The sequence below is a fragment of the Occultella gossypii genome (assembly GCF_019947135.1).
Lineage (GTDB): Bacteria > Actinomycetota > Actinomycetes > Actinomycetales > Beutenbergiaceae > Occultella > Occultella gossypii.
The window spans coordinates 12,167-28,204 of sequence record NZ_JAGSHT010000029.1; the positions used below are offsets into that span (position 1 = coordinate 12,167).

General features: G+C 72.6%; 14 protein-coding genes. 7 read left to right on the plus strand and 7 right to left on the minus strand.

The window, feature by feature from the left end:
- Positions 1–39: 39 nt before the first annotated feature.
- Positions 40–1,848 (plus strand): SLC13 family permease, encoded by a 1,809-nt coding sequence (locus KCQ71_RS25350; protein ID WP_223411480.1) that lies wholly within the window; start codon positions 40–42, stop codon positions 1,846–1,848.
- A 47-nt stretch (positions 1,849–1,895) separates the two neighbouring features.
- On the opposite strand, the gene KCQ71_RS25355 is transcribed toward KCQ71_RS25350, so the two are convergent.
- The 3 genes from KCQ71_RS25355 to ligA all read right to left on the minus strand — a co-directional run bounded on the left by KCQ71_RS25355 (position 1,896) and on the right by ligA (position 5,394).
- Positions 1,896–2,306: a pilus assembly protein CpaE gene (locus tag KCQ71_RS25355; RefSeq protein WP_223411481.1), complete on the minus strand. Its 411-nt coding sequence runs from the start codon at positions 2,304–2,306 to the stop codon at positions 1,896–1,898.
- Positions 2,307–2,408: 102 nt separating this feature from the next.
- Positions 2,409–2,945: a hypothetical protein gene (locus KCQ71_RS25360; protein ID WP_223411482.1), complete on the minus strand. Its 537-nt coding sequence runs from the start codon at positions 2,943–2,945 to the stop codon at positions 2,409–2,411.
- A 184-nt stretch (positions 2,946–3,129) separates the two neighbouring features.
- Positions 3,130–5,394 (minus strand): NAD-dependent DNA ligase LigA, encoded by a 2,265-nt coding sequence (gene ligA, locus KCQ71_RS25365; RefSeq protein WP_223411518.1) that lies wholly within the window; start codon positions 5,392–5,394, stop codon positions 3,130–3,132.
- Between the two features lie 75 nt (positions 5,395–5,469).
- On the opposite strand from ligA, the gene KCQ71_RS25370 reads away from it, so the two are divergent.
- Genes KCQ71_RS25370 through KCQ71_RS25380 form a run of 3 tightly spaced genes read left to right on the plus strand, consistent with a single transcriptional unit; the run spans position 5,470 to position 7,001 of the window.
- The gene (locus KCQ71_RS25370; RefSeq protein WP_223411483.1) at positions 5,470–5,787 is read left to right on the plus strand and encodes a hypothetical protein; all 318 of its coding nucleotides are present in this window, start codon (positions 5,470–5,472) and stop codon (positions 5,785–5,787) included.
- 48 nt (positions 5,788–5,835) lie between these two features.
- Positions 5,836–6,546, plus strand: a complete 711-nt coding sequence (locus KCQ71_RS25375; RefSeq protein ID WP_223411484.1) for a hypothetical protein — start codon at positions 5,836–5,838, stop codon at positions 6,544–6,546.
- Positions 6,543–7,001: a hypothetical protein gene (locus KCQ71_RS25380; protein WP_223411485.1), complete on the plus strand. Its 459-nt coding sequence runs from the start codon at positions 6,543–6,545 to the stop codon at positions 6,999–7,001. The genes KCQ71_RS25375 and KCQ71_RS25380 overlap by 4 nt, the downstream gene beginning before the upstream one ends.
- Here the strand turns inward: KCQ71_RS25380 and mnmA are convergent.
- Positions 6,998–8,119: a tRNA 2-thiouridine(34) synthase MnmA gene (gene mnmA, locus KCQ71_RS25385; protein WP_223411486.1), complete on the minus strand. Its 1,122-nt coding sequence runs from the start codon at positions 8,117–8,119 to the stop codon at positions 6,998–7,000. The genes KCQ71_RS25380 and mnmA overlap by 4 nt on opposite strands.
- A complete protein-coding gene (locus KCQ71_RS25390) occupies positions 8,119–9,363 on the minus strand; it encodes a cysteine desulfurase family protein (protein WP_223411487.1) in 1,245 nt (414 codons plus the stop codon). Before KCQ71_RS25390 ends, mnmA begins: the two co-directional genes overlap by 1 nt.
- Before the next feature lie 45 nt (positions 9,364–9,408).
- Between KCQ71_RS25390 and KCQ71_RS25395 the strand changes: the two genes are divergently transcribed.
- Both KCQ71_RS25395 and KCQ71_RS25400 read left to right on the plus strand, forming a co-directional pair.
- Positions 9,409–11,352: an outer membrane protein assembly factor BamB family protein gene (locus tag KCQ71_RS25395; RefSeq protein WP_223411488.1), complete on the plus strand. Its 1,944-nt coding sequence runs from the start codon at positions 9,409–9,411 to the stop codon at positions 11,350–11,352.
- Positions 11,349–13,289 carry an outer membrane protein assembly factor BamB family protein gene (locus KCQ71_RS25400; RefSeq protein WP_223411489.1) on the plus strand — a complete coding sequence of 647 codons (1,941 nt, stop codon included), beginning with the start codon at positions 11,349–11,351 and terminating at the stop codon, positions 13,287–13,289. Before KCQ71_RS25395 ends, KCQ71_RS25400 begins: the two co-directional genes overlap by 4 nt.
- A gap of 6 nt (positions 13,290–13,295) precedes the next feature.
- Here the strand turns inward: KCQ71_RS25400 and KCQ71_RS25405 are convergent, their stop codons facing one another.
- Both KCQ71_RS25405 and KCQ71_RS25410 read right to left on the minus strand, forming a co-directional pair.
- Positions 13,296–14,414 (minus strand): NAD(P)-binding domain-containing protein, encoded by a 1,119-nt coding sequence (locus tag KCQ71_RS25405; RefSeq protein WP_372454126.1) that lies wholly within the window; start codon positions 14,412–14,414, stop codon positions 13,296–13,298.
- Positions 14,415–14,541: 127 nt separating this feature from the next.
- Positions 14,542–15,399, minus strand: coding sequence for a hypothetical protein (locus KCQ71_RS25410; RefSeq protein ID WP_223411490.1), 858 nt, complete (start codon positions 15,397–15,399; stop codon positions 14,542–14,544).
- A 196-nt stretch (positions 15,400–15,595) separates the two neighbouring features.
- Here KCQ71_RS25410 and KCQ71_RS25415 point away from each other — a divergent pair, with 196 nt between their 5' ends.
- Positions 15,596–15,985, plus strand: coding sequence for a hypothetical protein (locus tag KCQ71_RS25415; RefSeq protein ID WP_223411491.1), 390 nt, complete (start codon positions 15,596–15,598; stop codon positions 15,983–15,985).
- The last annotated feature ends 53 nt before the right edge of the window (positions 15,986–16,038 follow it).

Consider the following 16,038-nt stretch of genomic DNA (forward strand, 5'->3'; position numbering starts at 1 on the left):
CGACATGACGGCCGGCCCGAGGAGAGGAGTGCGAGCATCGTGGATCCCGCGACGATCACACTGATCATCCTCGGGCTGGCCGTCGTCGCGTTCATCTCGAACAAGCTGCCGGTCGCGGTCGTCGCCCTGCTGGTGGCCCTCGCCCTCTGGGCCACGGGTGTGCTGGACCTGAGCGGCGCGCTCGGTGGCTTCGGCGACCCGGTGGTGATCTTCCTCGCGAGCCTGTTCGTGGTGAGCGAGGGTCTCGACTCCTCGGGGGTGACCGCGTGGGCAGGCCAGGCGCTCGGCCGCCGCGCCGGCACCTCACCGCGGCGGGTCCTGATCGCCATCATGGTGCTCTGCGCGCTGCTGACGACCCTGCTCACCCCGAACGGCTCGGTGGCGGCCCTGCTCCCCATGGTCGTGGTGCTCGCGATCCGGGCGAAGTCCTCACCCTCGCAGTTCCTCATGCCGCTCGCGTTCGCCGCCCACGCGGGCTCGATGCTCGCCCTCACCGGCACCGTGGTCAACGTGATCGTCTCCGATGCCTCGCTGGAAGCCGGCGCCGGGAGGTTCGGCTTCTTCGAGTTCGCGCTGGTCGGCCTGCCGTTGCTGGCCGCCACCATCGCCGCCTGCGTGATCCTGGGGCCGGTCGTCCTACCCAAGGAGACCCCCAAGTACATCGGGCCGGACCTGAGCCGGCACGCGCACACGCTCGCCGGACAGTACGACCTCACCGGCGGGCTCTACCGGCTCCGCGTCCGGGAGCAGTCGCCGCTGGTGGGCCTCGCCCTCGAGGATCTGGATCTCGGCGCCGACCACCCTGGCCTGCGGCTCGTGGGTGCGCAGCGCCCGGACCGCCACCCGGCGCCGCCCGGGCACGTGATCGGCGTCGATGACGTCCTGGTCGTCGCCGGGCCCTCGGACCAGGTCAGCCTCGTCATGGTCGACTCCGACCTCGCCGTGCGGATGCTCCCGCTCGGCAGCGAGTCCGGCGGCGACCTCATCACCCGGGAGGCCGGGGTGGTCGAGGTGGTCGTCCCGCCCAGGTCGCCGTTCGTCGGTGAGCGGGTGTTCCCGGGCATGCTGCGCGGCTCGGACGTGGTCATCCTCGCCGTGCGCCGCCGCGGCAAGGACGTCACCGGAGCCACCGACGTCGCCGAGGGCGATGTCCTGCTGCTGCACGGGTCCTGGCCCGCCGTCGACGCTCTCGTCGACGACCGGGACGTGCTCCTGGTCGACTCCCCCGACCTGCTCCGACGCCAGGCAGTGCCGTTCGGAAGCAAGGCCCCGCGGGCGCTCATCGTGGTCGCGGTCATGGTCGTGCTGCTGGTGCTCGGTGTGGTGCCGGCGGCCGTCGCCGGAATGATCGGCGCGCTCGGGATGGTGCTGACCCGGGTGGTCACCGTGCCCCAGGCCTACCGGGCCCTGCCCTGGGAGATCATCATCCTGATCGGTGGGCTCATCCCGCTCTCGGTGGCGATCACCGACTCCGGCGCTGCGGACGTGATCGCCGACGTCATCGTGGCCGTGGTCGGGGATGCGAACCCGTACGTGCTCCTGGTGACGCTGTTCGTGTTCACGTGTGCCCTCGGCCAGGTGGTCTCCAATACCGCGACGGTCCTGATCGTGGTACCGATCGCCCTCGCTGCCGCCGCCGAGACCGGGCTCTCGGTGCAGCCCGTCCTGATGCTCGTGGCGGTCGCGGGCGCGGCCTCGTTCCTGACCCCGATCGCGACACCCTCGAACATGATGGTGATGGGTCCTGGTGGCTACCGGTTCGGCAGCTACTGGCGGCTCGGCCTACCGGTGATGGCGTTGTGGCTGGCGGTGGCCCTGTTGGTGATCCCGCTGGTCTGGCCGCTGTAGCGGCTCAGTGCAGCCCGGGCTCGGCGTGCCGGCGTTGCACCCCCGGCTCAGGCGTCGATCGCGTGGTGCACCAACGCGAGCAGCGCGCCCGCGTAGGCGTCCTCGACGACGGCGGCCCGATAGGTCGCGGGCCCGTCCGGTCCCCGGGTGGTCACCGCGTAGAGGTCGCCGTCGCGCTCGAGGGAGCGGAACGTGCCACCGAGGAGTGCGCGAAGCTGGTCCTCGCGGGGCAGCCAGAGTGTGTCGTCCTGCGCGATGCTGTCCAGCGCCCACTCGGTGGTGCCGTTGAAATGCAGGACGGTGCCGGTGTCATAGGTGCGCGGCTCGATGACCATGTGCGAGAGCGTGAACACCTCCTCGCTGAGCGCCTCGGCGGAGATCCGGAACTGGTCCCCGGGCCTGGGTTCCCACCGCAGCCCCGCCAGGGCCAGTTGCTGGGCAAGTTCATCGCTGATCATCAACCCAGTATCCCTCCACCCGCGGGAATGAGCCGCTCCCGCGCGGGAGGTCGCCGGGCAGCAGGACTTCTCGAGGTCCGCTGCCCGGCGCCTGCGCGGCGATCAGAGCGTGGCGGCCGAGAGGATCCAGGATCCGGCGTCCTGCGGGAGCAGGGTCCAGGTGGCGTCGCCAAGCGTCCCGGTCACGATGCCGGAGATCTCGGCGACGTCGGTCATGCCCTGCTCGGTGAACCAGGCCTGGTAGAACGCGCTCAGCGCCGTCGGGTCGGCCGGGGCCGGGAAGTCGAGCTGCAGCGAGTTCGCGGTGGTGGTGGTGACCTCGTACTCGACGCCCGCGGGGACGCTGACCTCGGTCACGAAGGTGCCCTCGAGGGGGACCACCTCGGCCTCGGCCGTGTCGCCCGCCCCTTCGGCGTCATCGGCGGCGTCGTCATCGGTGGTGTCGGTCGCGTCGTCGTTCTCGGTCGCGTCGTCGGCGCCCTCATCGGAGTCGCCGCTGTCGGCTCCGGCGCCCTCCTCGCTCGAGGTGCCGGTGTCGGAGTCCCGGTCATCGTCCCCGGCGGAGCATGCCCCAAGTCCGAGGGCGGTGGCGAGCACCAGGGCGGTGACGGGGGCGGCGTAGCGTCGAACAGGTCGCATGGGTATGTATGTCCCTCAGGTCGGTATCGGATCGTGCACAGTGAACCTAAGCCGACCCGGCCGCCGGTTCCGCCCGGGGCGCGGGGCAGAACTACCCAGGCACCGGTGTTTTGCGCCGGATCTGCCGGGATCAGGACAGAACTGCCCAGGCGCCCGTCAGCATGCGGATCCGACTGCCTGCCGCCTACTCCGTCGCTCCGGTGAGGTCGGCCACCGCGTCCGGCCCGCCGGCGAGCAGTGCCTCGAAGCCAGGCTCGTCCAGGATCGGCCGGCCGAGTTCGCGGGCCTTGTCCTCCTTGGTGCCCGCTCCGGGCCCGACCACCACGAAGTCCGTCTTCTTCGAGACGGAGCCGGATGACTTGCCGCCGCGGGCGATGATCGCCTCCTTGGCGCCGTCCCGGGAGAAGTTCTCGAGCGACCCGGTGACCACGATGGTCAGCCCTTCGAGCGTGCGCTCCACCGACTCGTCGCGCTCGTCGGCCATCCGTACCCCGGCGGCGGCCCAGCGGTCCACGATCTCGACGTGCCAGTCCACGGTGAACCACTCCGTGACGGCCACCGCGATGGTCGGCCCGACGCCCTCGACGGCGCTCAACTCCTCGGTAGTCGCGGCCCGGATCGCGTCCAGGGAACCGAAGTGGGTGGCCAGGGCGCGGGCCGCCGTCGGACCCACGTGCCGGATCGAGAGGGCCACCAGCACCCGCCAGAGCGGTTGGGTCTTCGCCTTCTCCAGCTCGGCGAAGAGCACCTCGGTGGTGGCGGTCGGCTTCGACGGCTTCTTCTCGGCGTCGGCGCCGGCCTTGGTCCAGAAGTACGGCACCCTGTCCCACTGACCGGTGGGCTCGCCCTTCACCTTCCGCTGACGCCAGACGCTGACGTCACGCAGGTCCTCGGGCGTGAGGTCGAACAGGCCGGCCTCCCCGGACAGCACCGGCTCGGCCTGCGGCCCTTCGGCGTCGGCTGGCCGGTTCGCCTCCGGATCCACCAGGGCCACGGCCGCCTCCCAGCCGAGGGCCTCGATGTCCAGTCCCCCGCGGGAGGCCAGCGCGAACACCCGTTCCTTGAGCTGCGAGGGGCAGGACCGGGCGTTGGGGCAGCGGATGTCCACGTCCCCCTCCTTGGCCGGCGCGAGCGGCGTGCCACAGGAGGGGCACTCGGTCGGCATCACGAACTCGCGCTCGGTACCGTCACGCAGGTCCACCACCGGGCCGAGGATCTCCGGGATCACATCGCCCGCCTTGCGCAGGACCACCGTGTCGCCGATCAGCACGCCCTTGCGCTTGACCTCGCTCGCGTTGTGCAGGGTGGCCTGCTCGACTGTGGAACCGGCCACCAGCACCGGTTCCATCACGCCGTAGGGCGTGACCCGGCCGGTGCGGCCGACGTTCACCCGGATGTCGAGCAGCTTGGTGTTGACCTCCTCGGGCGGGTACTTGTACGCGATCGCCCAGCGCGGCGCACGCGAGGTGTTGCCCAAGCGCCGCTGCAGGGCGAACTCGTCCACCTTCGTGACGAGCCCGTCCAGCTCGTGCTCGATGTCGTGCCGGTGCTCGCCGTAGTGGGCGATCATCTCCCGGACCCCGTCCAGCCCGGTCACCACCCGGTTGTGCCCGGAGACCGGCACGCCCCAACCTGCGAGCAGGTCGTAGATCTGCGACTGACGGGTCAGCTCCACGGGCGCCCCGCCCGGACCCCAGCGCAACGCTCCGATCCCGTGGGCGTACATGCCGAGGGCACGGGTGGCCGTGACCCGCGGGTCCTTCTGCCGCAACGAGCCGGCCGCGGCGTTGCGCGGGTTCGCGAACGGCGACTTGCCCGCCTCGACCTGCGCGGCATTGAGCGCCTCGAACTGTTCGACCGGGAAGAAAACCTCGCCGCGGATCTCGATCAGCTCGGGCCAGGTGGCCGGGTCGCCCGCGAGGGTGTGCGGGATGGAGGCGATCGTCCGCACGTTCAGGGTGACGTCCTCACCGGTGCGGCCGTCCCCCCGGGTGACGCCCCGGACCAGCCGGCCACGTTCGTAGACCAGGGCGATGGCGAGCCCATCGATCTTGATCTCGCAGAGGTAGTGCACCTTCTCGGAGCCGATCTCCCGGTGCACCCGGTCCGCCCAGGCGGAAATCTCGTCGAGGCTGAACGCGTTGTCGAGCGAGAGCATCCGCTCCACGTGATCGACGGCGGTGAACGCCGTCGAGAACGTCCCGCCGACCTGTTGGGTGGGCGAGTCCGGCGTGCGCAGCTCCGGGCTCGCCTCCTCGAGCGCCTCCAACTCGCGCAGCAGGGCGTCGAACTCGGCATCGGAGATGGTGGGGGCATCGCGCACGTAATACGCGAACTGGGCGTCCCGGACCTGCTGCGCCAACTCCTCCCACCGCGCTCGGGCGGCCGGGTCATCCGTCTCCACCGACTCGGGCAGCTTCTCGTTCGCGCGTGCGTTCACGACGCCCATTGTGGCGCGCCGCACCGACACCGCCAACGCCCAGATCCCTTGACCTCCGCAGTGCGACCGAAGCAGGCTGGTCGAATGACGTGGACAGAGAAGATCCCGCCGTTCCTCGCGGGGGTGCTCCTCGCGAACAGCGTGCCCCACCTCGGCACCGCCGTGACCGGTCGCACCCACCTGACCCCGATCGCCGGGTCCGAGTCCTCACCGGCGGTGAATCTGGCCTGGGGAGCGGCGAACGCCATTGGAGGGCTGACGCTCCTGCGTGCGGGCAGCCGCCCCGGTGGGGGTGCCTGGGATCGGCGGCTGATCGCGTTCGAACTCGGCGCCGCCGTCTTCAGCGTCTGGATGGTTGCCTCGGAGGCCGTGCTGCATGTGAACACGCCCGCAGCGCGCTGATCGCGACTACCGGCCCCGCGCGCGCCCCCGATGTGATGGGATGGGGAGGTGAGTTGGTTCCCGGAGCAGTCCGCGCCGGTGCCGCAGCCCCCGGCGCCGGTCTCCGGCGCGACCGGAGGGACCCCGGTCGACCCGCTCGAGCGGGCCCGCCGCCAGCTCGCCGACCAGCTGGCCCAGCACAAGAGGCTGCTCGATCAGAACGTGGCCGCGCAGCGCCAGACCCTCGGCCAGAACCTCACCCAGCGCACCGAGGCAGTGACGCAGCCCTGGCAGCGACCGCCGCAGCAGGGTCAGAACCCGACCCAGCCCCCGCAGCCCTTCGCCGGGCAGCAGGGGTCTCCCGCCGGCCAGAACCAGGCGGCGTCGAGCCAGGCGGCCCGGCCCGGCCAGAACGCGCCGGCCACGGCGAACTCGGCAGGCCCGACGAACACGGCCCGTCCCGCGATGCCGGGCCTCGTCCTGACCAACGTGCTGCTCGTGCTGGCCACGCTCGCCTTCATCATCTGGCATGTGGTGACCTGGACCGGCACGCTCGTGGACGCCGTCGCGGCCTGCGGGGACGCGGGCGGCACCCTCGACTGCTTCACCGGTGACGCGATGCGCACCTGGCTGTTCCTCCCGCTGGTCGCGGCGATCGGCGCGTTCGGGGCCAGCGCGGGTACCCGGATCGAGACCCGGCAGGGCCGCCAGCGCGGCTACCTCATCGGTCTGGCCGGCTTCGCCCTGCTCGCGCTCAGCATCTCGATGAGTTACTCATGAGCATCTTCGACCCCTACAAGGTGGCTGCCAACGACCCGACGGCGGTGCGGCTGGGTCGCGCCACGGTCTCGCCCACGCTGGCCGGCACGGACCTCGGACGCATCGACCAGGGCCGCCCCCAGGCCTCGGGTGCGCTGTACGCCGTCGGGTTCGTGCTCGGCTGGGCGGCGATCCTGCTTCCGCTCATCCTCGCCTCCCTTGTGTACCTGACGCCGTTCGCCGTGGACGAGGGCTGGCAGACGCCGGAGCCGGTCGACGCGGGCGTGGTGGTCATGGCCGGGACCATCGTGCCGATCGTCACCGCCGTCCTCGCCACCATCCTCGCCGGGATCGGGCGGCGGCAGATCAAGGCCACCCGAAACGGGGCCGGCGCCGTGTGGCTGGCACTGGCCTTCGGGGTGCTGGCCGTGGCGACCGTGTGGATCGGCGACACGACGGGGATCCCGTTCCCCTAGGACCGGGCCGCGTGCTCCGCCCGGTCGAGGGTGCCCCGCCCGGCCGCCGAGATGCTCGCCTGGCCGAGCACCCGGGTGCCGTCGTAGACGACGATCGACTGCCCGGGCGCGATGCCCCGTAGCGGCGTGCCCAGCCGTGTGGCCAGGCCGGCGTCGTCGCGTCGGACCCGGGCCGGCACCGGGTCGCCGTGTGCGCGCACCTGCACGGTGACATCCGTCCAGTCCGCCGCGTCGACGTCGTCGGCGAGCCACACCACGTCCGCGGCGGCGATCTCGGTGACGGACAGCAGCTCGCTCGGGCCGACGATGACCCGGTTCGCCGTCGAGTCGACCTCCAGCACGTAGCGGGGCTTGCCGTCCGGCGCCGGAGCGCCGATGCCCAGACCCTTGCGCTGTCCGACGGTGAAGCCGTAGGACCCGTCGTGGCTGCCGACCACCCTTCCGGCGGTGTCGACGACCTCACCCGGCTGAGCGCCGAGGCGAGACCGCAGGAAGCCCCGGGTGTCGCCGTCGGCCACGAAGCAGATGTCGTAGGAGTCCGGCTTCGCGGACACGCTCAGCCCGCGGCGGGCAGCCTCGGCGCGCACGTCATCCTTGGACGGGGCGTCCCCGAGCGGGAAGATCGACCGGGCCAGCCGTTCGGACCCCATCACCGCAAGCACGTAGGACTGGTCCTTGAGCGGGTCGGCGGCCCGGTGCAGCTCGCGCACCCCGCCCGGTCCCTCGGCGATCCGGGCGTAGTGCCCGGTGGCGACGGCGTCGAAGCCGAGCGCGAGCCCGCGGTCCAGCAGCGCGGAGAACTTGATGTGCTCGTTGCAGCGCACGCACGGGTTCGGGGTGCGGCCGGCCGAGTACTCGGACAGGAAGTCCGCGACCACGGTGTCCTCGAACTCCTCGGACAGGTCCCACACGTAGTACGGGATGCCGAGCACGTCGGCGGCGCGGCGGGCGTCGGAGGCATCCTCGATGGAGCAGCAGCCGCGGGAACCGTTGCGGTGCTGGGCGCGGGACCGGGACAGCGCCATGTGCACGCCGACGACGTCGTGACCGGCGTCCACGGCACGGGCGGCGGCGACGGCGGAGTCCACTCCACCGGACAGTGCGGCCAGGACGCGCATCAGCGCCCACCCCCGACCGTGGCGCCCGTGCCCGCGGCGGTGCGCGCCGCCGTCGGGGTCCTCCGCGGGGCGTGCGCCGCCCGGGCTCGTTCGACCACGCCGGGCAGGACCGCGAGCAGCGCGTCCACGTCCGCGCCGGTGGAGGTGTGCCCGAGGGTCAGGCGCACGGCGGAACGGGCCCGCTCGTCGTCGTCACCCATCGCGGCCAGTACGTGCGAGGGCTGCTGCACGCCGGCCTGGCACGCGGACCCGGACGAGGCACAGACCCCGACCATGTCCAGTCCGAACAGCAGCGCATCCGCGTCGGTGCCCTCGATCGTGAAGTGCGCGTTGCCGGGCAGCCGGTCCGCGCCCGACGGGGTGCCGCGCAACGTGGCGCCCGGCACCGCCTCGAGCACACCGGCCACGAGCCGGTCCCGGAGTACGGCCAGCCGTGCCGCCTCGTCGGTCAGGTCGGCGACGGCGGCCCGCACCGCGACCGCGAGCGCGCGGATCCCGGGGGTGTTGACGGTGCCCGAGCGGACGCCGCGCTCCTGCCCGCCGCCGTGCAGCACCGGGGTCATGGGTAGGTCCCGGCGGGCCAGCAGGGCACCGATGCCGATCGGGGCGCCGAGCTTGTGCCCGGACAGTGCGAGCGCGGCGAGCCCGCTCGCCGCGAAGTCGACCGGGACGTGCCCGACGGCCTGGACGGCGTCGGAGTGCACCGGCACCCCGTGCGCGGCCGCGAGCGCGACCACGTCGGCGACCGGCTGGATCGACCCGACCTCGTTGTTCGCCCACATCACCGAGATCACCGCGGTGCGCGGGCCGGCCACCTCGAGAAGGTGGGCGACCTCGTCGAGGCGGATGACGCCGTCGGGCCCCACCGCGATCTCGGTCAGGTGCGCGCCTTCGCGTTCGGCGAGCCAGTGCGCCGTGTCGAGCACCGCATGATGCTCGACGGCGGAGATCGCCACCCCGGTCCGGTCCGGCTGCGTATCGGTCGCCGCGAACCACGCGCCCTTGACGGCGAGGTTGTCCGCCTCGGAGCCGCCCGCGGTGAAGATCACCTCGGTCGGGTGGGCGCCGAGGTCGGCTGCGATCGACTCACGGGACTCCTCCACCACGCGCCGGGCGGCGCGGCCGCGGGCGTGCAGCGAGGACGGGTTGCCCAGTTCGAGGGCAGCCTCGGCGAAGGCGGCCGCCACCTCCGGGCGCACCGGGGTGGTGGCCGCGTGGTCGAGGTAGACGGCGGGTGTGGTCACGGTCCACCAGTCTACGTTCCGCGACCGGACGCTTCCGCGGGGTGCGTGCACACGGTCGCGGACCGCGCCCGGGAGCAGAACTCCCAGCCGGTCCCGGCCCGGTCGGCCACCGCGCTCGACGGCGCCGGGCCGGGTGCGATGGGCAGTTCTGCACGCGACTCCGGTGCGGCGCTGTCCGCGCAAGCACCTACGCTCTGGGGCACGTGCCCGAGCACCGAGGGCGGCGGGATCGACAAGCGGGGGGGCAGCGTGAGCGAGACGAACGAGCCAGGCAGGGAGACCTCCTCGGGCGCCGGATCGGACTCGGCTGCCCAGCCGGACTACGGCGTCGGCGAGAACTACGGCGGCGCACCCTCGCCGTACGGCGCCTCGGCCCCGGACCCGTTCGCGGGCGCCGCGTCCGACCGGTCCGGTGGCTCGGGGGCGGCGCCGTCCGGTGATGCCTCCTCCGATCCGTTCGGTGGCGGGCCGGCGCCGTGGGACCAACCCACGGCCGGCAGGCCCGGCGGCGCGAACCCGTCCCCCTACGGCATCGACCCCGCCGCCGCGTACGGCTCGCCGTACCTGCAGGCGGGCGGCTATGCCCCACCGAGCGCACGCGGCGCCGGACGCACGGGCTGCCTCGTCGCCGCCGTGATCGTCGGCGCCGTCACAGTGCTCATCGTCGGCCTGATCGTCGTCTTCGTCGTGGCGGTCGGCCGGACGAGCGGTTCGGTACCCACGCCCGGACCGCCGGCGACCACGGACCACCTGACCGAGACCTGGCTGGCTACGCCGCAGGACCTCTCCCCCGGCGTCAGCGCCGACACCCAACTCGGCATCGGCGTGGACGGCGCGTTCACCGGTCCGTCCTTCATCGGCGGCGAGAACGCGTGGATCGTGACGCTCGAGGACGCCGGTAGCGCACCGTTCGCGGTCGTCGGCCTCGACCCGGCCACCGGGGCGCCACTCTGGCAGCACGATCTGCCCGGGGTCCTCTGCGGCGACGCCGAACTCGACGGCGTCATCATGTGCGTCAGCCGTGACGGCGGCGCCTGGCAGGGCCACGTGATCGACGCGGCCACCGGGCAGGTCCGGCTCTCCTGGGCCACCGACCTGACCAGCGCCGCGACCGTGCACCACACCGCCGCCGGCCTGATCGTGGTCGGGGACAACGAGCCCCAGGCCCCGCACGCCCGGATCAGCCTGCTCACTCGGGAGGGCGCCACCGCCTGGAGCGTGGACCTCGCCGACATCCCCGGCGGCGAGGCGCTGTTCAGCGACTTCCTGGCCAGTGACCTGGGCAACTCGGACTCCGACGACGCCGAGTCGACGCTGGAGCGGCCGCGCTGGCGTCAGCTCGACGGCGGTCTGATCATGCTGTGGTCGACGCCGGGCGCCGCGATCATCGACCCCGCCACCGGGACCGTGTTCGCCCACGAGTGCCGCCGCGCCACCGTGGCCGGGTCGGCCTACTACTGCGCCACCGACGCCGGCATCACCCGACACGACCTCGACGGCAAGGTTGTGTGGACACTTCCCGGCCTGACCCTGACGCACGCGTCGGACATCTCACCGGGCCGGCCGGTCGCCTATGACGAGTCGAACTACGCCATCGTCGGCGTCGACTGGGACACAGGCACCGTGACTCACACCGTGGCGACCCTGGCGCCGTCGTCGGGTGGTTTCGCGCCCGGCGTCAGCCCGCTCAGCAGCTCCGGCAGCCCCGAGTACCTGGTCGTGGCCGGCGGCGCGTCCATGATCGCGCTGACCCCGGACTCGGACACGCTCGCCTGGACCTGGGAGCCCGAGGACGGCGGCTACATCGGTGACGTGTACGTTGTCGGGGACCTGCTCGTCCTCGACGGCTTCGAACAGGTCGGGTTCGATCCGGTCACCGGCGACGAACTCTGGACGCAGCGGGTGGACACCGGGATCTACCGGCAGGTGGTCGGCGACCGGGTCGCGACGATCGGGTTCGAGGGCATCGCACTGTTGGAGCTGCCATGAGCCAGACCGACGACGGCGACGACGAGTTCCGCGGCAGCGCCCGGTTCCAGGGCGGTGCCCGCTTCGGGGAGAGCCCGGCGGGTTCCGACGCTGACGCAGACGACGCGGCCACTCCCTCGGCGACCGGGGACCCCTCCGGCAGCACCGGCTACACACCGTCCTCCGGCACCACCGGCTACACGCCGTCGTACCGGACCACGGACTACACGCCACCCGCGTACGGCACGTCCGGCTACCAGCCGCCGAACTACAACACGCCCGCGAACCCCTACGTCGGTCTCACCGACCCCTCCTCAACCGCGTCCGACGCCGTCACGGTCGATCCGCCGTCGACCAGCGCGCCCTGGGTCGCGGCAGGCTCCACCGGCGTCGACCCCTCGACGGTGACCAGTGGCCCCGCAGAGGACACCCGGGTGGTGCTGGGCCGGATCGAGCCGAAGCGGATCGAGGTCACCCGGGTCGCACCACCCGCCGGCGGCACGCCCGCCCGGCCGGCCACGCCAGCAGCCACCGAACCGGTCGTGGTCCGGATGCCGCCCCGCACCGAGCGCATCCACCCATCCGTTCACAGGCGGAACCAGCGCCGCACCCGCCGCTACATCGCGGTGGCGTCGGCCGTCGGCGTGATCGGGATCGCCCTGCTCATCGTGTTCCGGCTCGTCGGGGGCCCGACCGGGATCTTCGACAGCCGACCGAACATCGAGGGCGACGCGGAGCCGTTCGACACCCGCTGGCAGGTGACCGCTGACGCGCTCCTGCCCGGGGCCGGGGAGTTCCTGCCGATGAACACCGGCGACTGGTTCGAGTACCGCGCCCCGTACCTGATCCCCGGCGACGGCGCCTGGGCCGCACTCGTCGACGACGCCACCGTCAGCCTCCCCGACGGCGCCGACGTCACGGCCGCGGACGTGGTCGCGTTCGATCCGGAGACCGGTGACCTGCTCTGGGACGCGCCGCTGCCCGGTGGTCTGTGCTCCGAACGGCTCACGGACGCCCAGGAACTCGTCTGCCTGGGCCGCGCCGACGGCGACGGGTGGGCGATGACCATCTTCTCGATGGCCGACGGCGCGATCGTCGCGACCCACCCGGTGGACATCGACCGGCCGTGGAACGTGCACCTGAGCGCGGCAGGGCTGCTCGTGTTCACGGAGGCCCACATCGACCGGTTCACCACGCTCAGTCTGCTCTCCGTCACCGACGGGACGCTCACCTGGTCCCGCGACCTGGCCCACCTGCCGGACACCGAGGACCTGTTCCGCGAGGACGACTCCGCCGCCCGGACCCGGGTGGTCCCGAACCTGCCGATCTGGCGGGACGTGGGTGCGAACACGCTGCTGTGGGCTTCCTCGGTGACGCTCCACATCGACCCGGTGACCGGTGCCCTGACCCCCCATCGGTGCCACGAGCTCGCCGTGGTCGCGGACACCTTCGCGTGCGACTCGGGCCTCGGGACCACCCGCTTCGCGGCCGACGGCACGCAGCTGTGGCACTCCGAGGAGGTCGGCCTGGAGGGGACGGCGTTCCTGCCGGCCCCGGCGCTGGTGAACACCGGCACCCCGGGCATGCTGCGGGCCACCGACTGGGACCGCGGCGGCGTGGGCGATCCCCTGCTCGAGTATCCGCTGCCGCAGTCCACGAACCTCTCCGGCACCGCGCAGTTCCCCTTCTTCAACACCGAGACCGAGCTCGTGTCACTGAGCGAGGACGGCGGGTCGACGCGCTGGATCGCGGAGATCCGGAACATGAACTCCATCACCGACGTCGTTGTCGTCGACGACGTCGCGATCGTAACCGGCTTCATCTCGATCGGCCTGGACCTCGACACCGGGGAGGTGGTCTGGTCCCGGAACACCAACGGCGACATCCGCCTCGTCGACGGGCGGCCCGTCTCGTTCAGCTACAACGGGTTCGCGCTGCTCGAGCTCCCCGAGGGCTGAGCGGCCTCAGCCGCCGAGGAACGCCATTGCGCCGCTGACCGCCTCGCGCCCGGCCCGGTTCGCCCCGATCGTGGACGCCGACGGGCCGTAGCCGACCAGATGCAGGCGCGGTTCGGCGGCCACCTGGGTACCGGACATCTCGATGCCGCCGCCGTGGCCGCGCAGGCGCAGCGGCACCAGGTGGTCCAGCTGGGAGCGGAACCCGGTGGCCCAGAGGATGGCGTCGGCACGCTGCTCGGTGCCGTCCGCCCAGCGCACCCCGGTCGGGGTGATCTCGGCGAACATGGGCCTGCGGTCCATCACGCCGCGCTCCGCGGCGGCGGCCAGGATCGGGGTCCGGATCAGGCCGGTCACGCTGACTACGCTGCGCGGCGGCAGGCCCGCTCGGACCCGCTCCTCGACGAGGGCGACGGCCCGGCGGCCCGCGTCGGGATCGAACTCGTCGTCGCGCCAGACCGGCTCCCGGCGGGTCACCCAGGTGGTGTCGGCGACATGGGAGATCTCTTCGAGCAGTTGCACCGCCGAGATGCCGCCCCCGACGACGATCACGTGTCGGCCGGCGAACTCGTCGGCGCTCACGTAGTCGGCGGTGTGGAGCTGGCGGCCCCGGAACGTCTCCTGGCCGGGGTAGATCGGCCAGAACGGCTTCGTCCAGGTCCCGGTCGCGTTGATCACGGCCCGGGCGGACACCTCGCCACGGTCGGTCGCCACGAGCAGCCGGCCGCGCGCGTCGTCGTCGGCGCGGGTGACCCGGTGCACGTGCACCGGCCGCAGGATCGGCAGCTCGAAGTCACGCTCGTAGTCCCCATAGTAGGAGGGCACCACCTCGCGCGAGGGCGCGCACGGGTCCACCTCGGGCAGCTCTCGCCCGGGCAGGTCGTGCACCTTGTTCACCGTGGCCATCCGCAGCGTGCGCCACCGGTGCCGCCAGGCGCCGCCCGGCCCCGCCTCGCCGTCGAGCACCACGAACGTGCCCGACGGCGGCCGGTCGCCGCCGGTGGTCGGCGTGGCCGTCGCGGGGCCCAGGCCCCGCCGGCGCAGGTGGTACGCGGCGGACAGGCCGGCCTGGCCGGCGCCGATCACGACGACGTCCGCGGCCGGTGGCACTGTCGCCGTCGACGCCACTGCGACGACGGTCGACGGCGAGGGCTCGGCGTGTGCCGACGTCGCCTCGGTCGGGGGTCGGCCGGTCGCCGTCTGCGGCACGTCGATACCGGTCAGCTCGCGGGTCAGATCGGTGGTCACGTCCGTCTCAACCAGTCCGCCACGGCGGATCTTCCGGACCCCAGGTCCGACCGACCGATTCGAGCCGGACGCTGTGCCCGGCGCCGGCGCGCTCGCCGCCGACCTCCTCGGTGAACACGCAGATCCCGGTGTCGACGTCGAGACGGACCCGGAAGGCGTCGGCGTAGTCACCCTCGCGGTTGCGCCAGTTGTCGGCGATATCGGTCGCCTCGTTCGGGAGCAGGGCGCAACAGGAGCACCGCGGGTCGTAGGCGGCGGTGGTGCGGAGCACGGCCTCCCAGGCGGGGCGGCCCTCGTGGTCGACGGTCCGGACCTCGTCGATCACGGTGCCCGGAACGACGCCGTCCACTCCGCCGGCGCCAGGGCCGTCCGGGTCCTCCGGGTCGTGCCAGTACTCGCTCCCGTCAGTGAGCTCGATCGGGTCGAGCATCGCGACCCAGTGGTAGTTCTGGTACATCGGCGCGTCGTGGTCGTCTCTGTTCGTGGTGCGCCGGCGAACCAGGCCGGCGTCGTCGACAAGCGTCTCGGCGAGGCGTCTGGCCTGCACATCGCGATACCGGTCCCCGGCGGTCCTCGACCGGTAGGCGGGATCGGCGAGTTCGGGTTCCTGCGCGAGAGCCTCGGCGTCGAACGCGATCACGAAGCCGGTGGACGACCCGACGTCCTGCCTCTCGTCGAGGACCTCCCGGCCGCCCAGGGTCTCGACACGGATCCGGTTCGGGCGCTCGATCCATGCGCGGACCGCCGCGCCGGCGTAGGGACCGGTCCACTCGGCCGTGAACCGGACGATGCGCCAGCGCCACGGCGAGGACCGCGCGAGGGCGCGGAAGTCCTCCGCGTCAGGGACTGTGGGTGCGAGCGGCATCCGCCCATTGTCGGTGGTCCGGTGGACGATTGCAGCAGCAATTCCACCCGGTCGCGTTGCCATTTCCTCGGTCCCGATGTCACACCACCTCAACCACGGATCCGCTTGAGTAGCGTGGACGCACATGTTGCGTATCCGCAGTAACTGCGGCACAATGGACGGCGTCAGCACCATCCACCACCGACCGGAGGCCGCCGTGTCCACCGAGAACCGCCTGCACACCGCACTCGAGCAGGCACGCGCCGAGCTCGACGCGTGCGACCCCTCGTCGGCCGCCGGCTCGCTGCCCCACCTGCGCGCCGCCGTCGGGCATCTGGCCGACGCCGTCGACGAGGCGATGGCGATGGCCGTCCTCGAGGAGGGCACCTCACTACGTGCGGCCGGCGCGATGGCCGGCTTGTCCGAGAACGCGGTTCCGCCCCGTCTCGGCCGCACGGCCGCTCTCGCCTCCTACCGCGACGCCAGCGGGCGGGTCTCCGCCCGCGGCGTCGAGCGCGCCCGGTACGACGTGGAGCGCGGCGACTACTCCCCCGCCCCCGAGGCCGAACGCGAGCCCATGCGGTTCCGACCCCGCCGCCCCGACTGAGCCACACCCGGCCCGCGGCACCACCGGCGCCGACCGCGACCACCCGACACCTG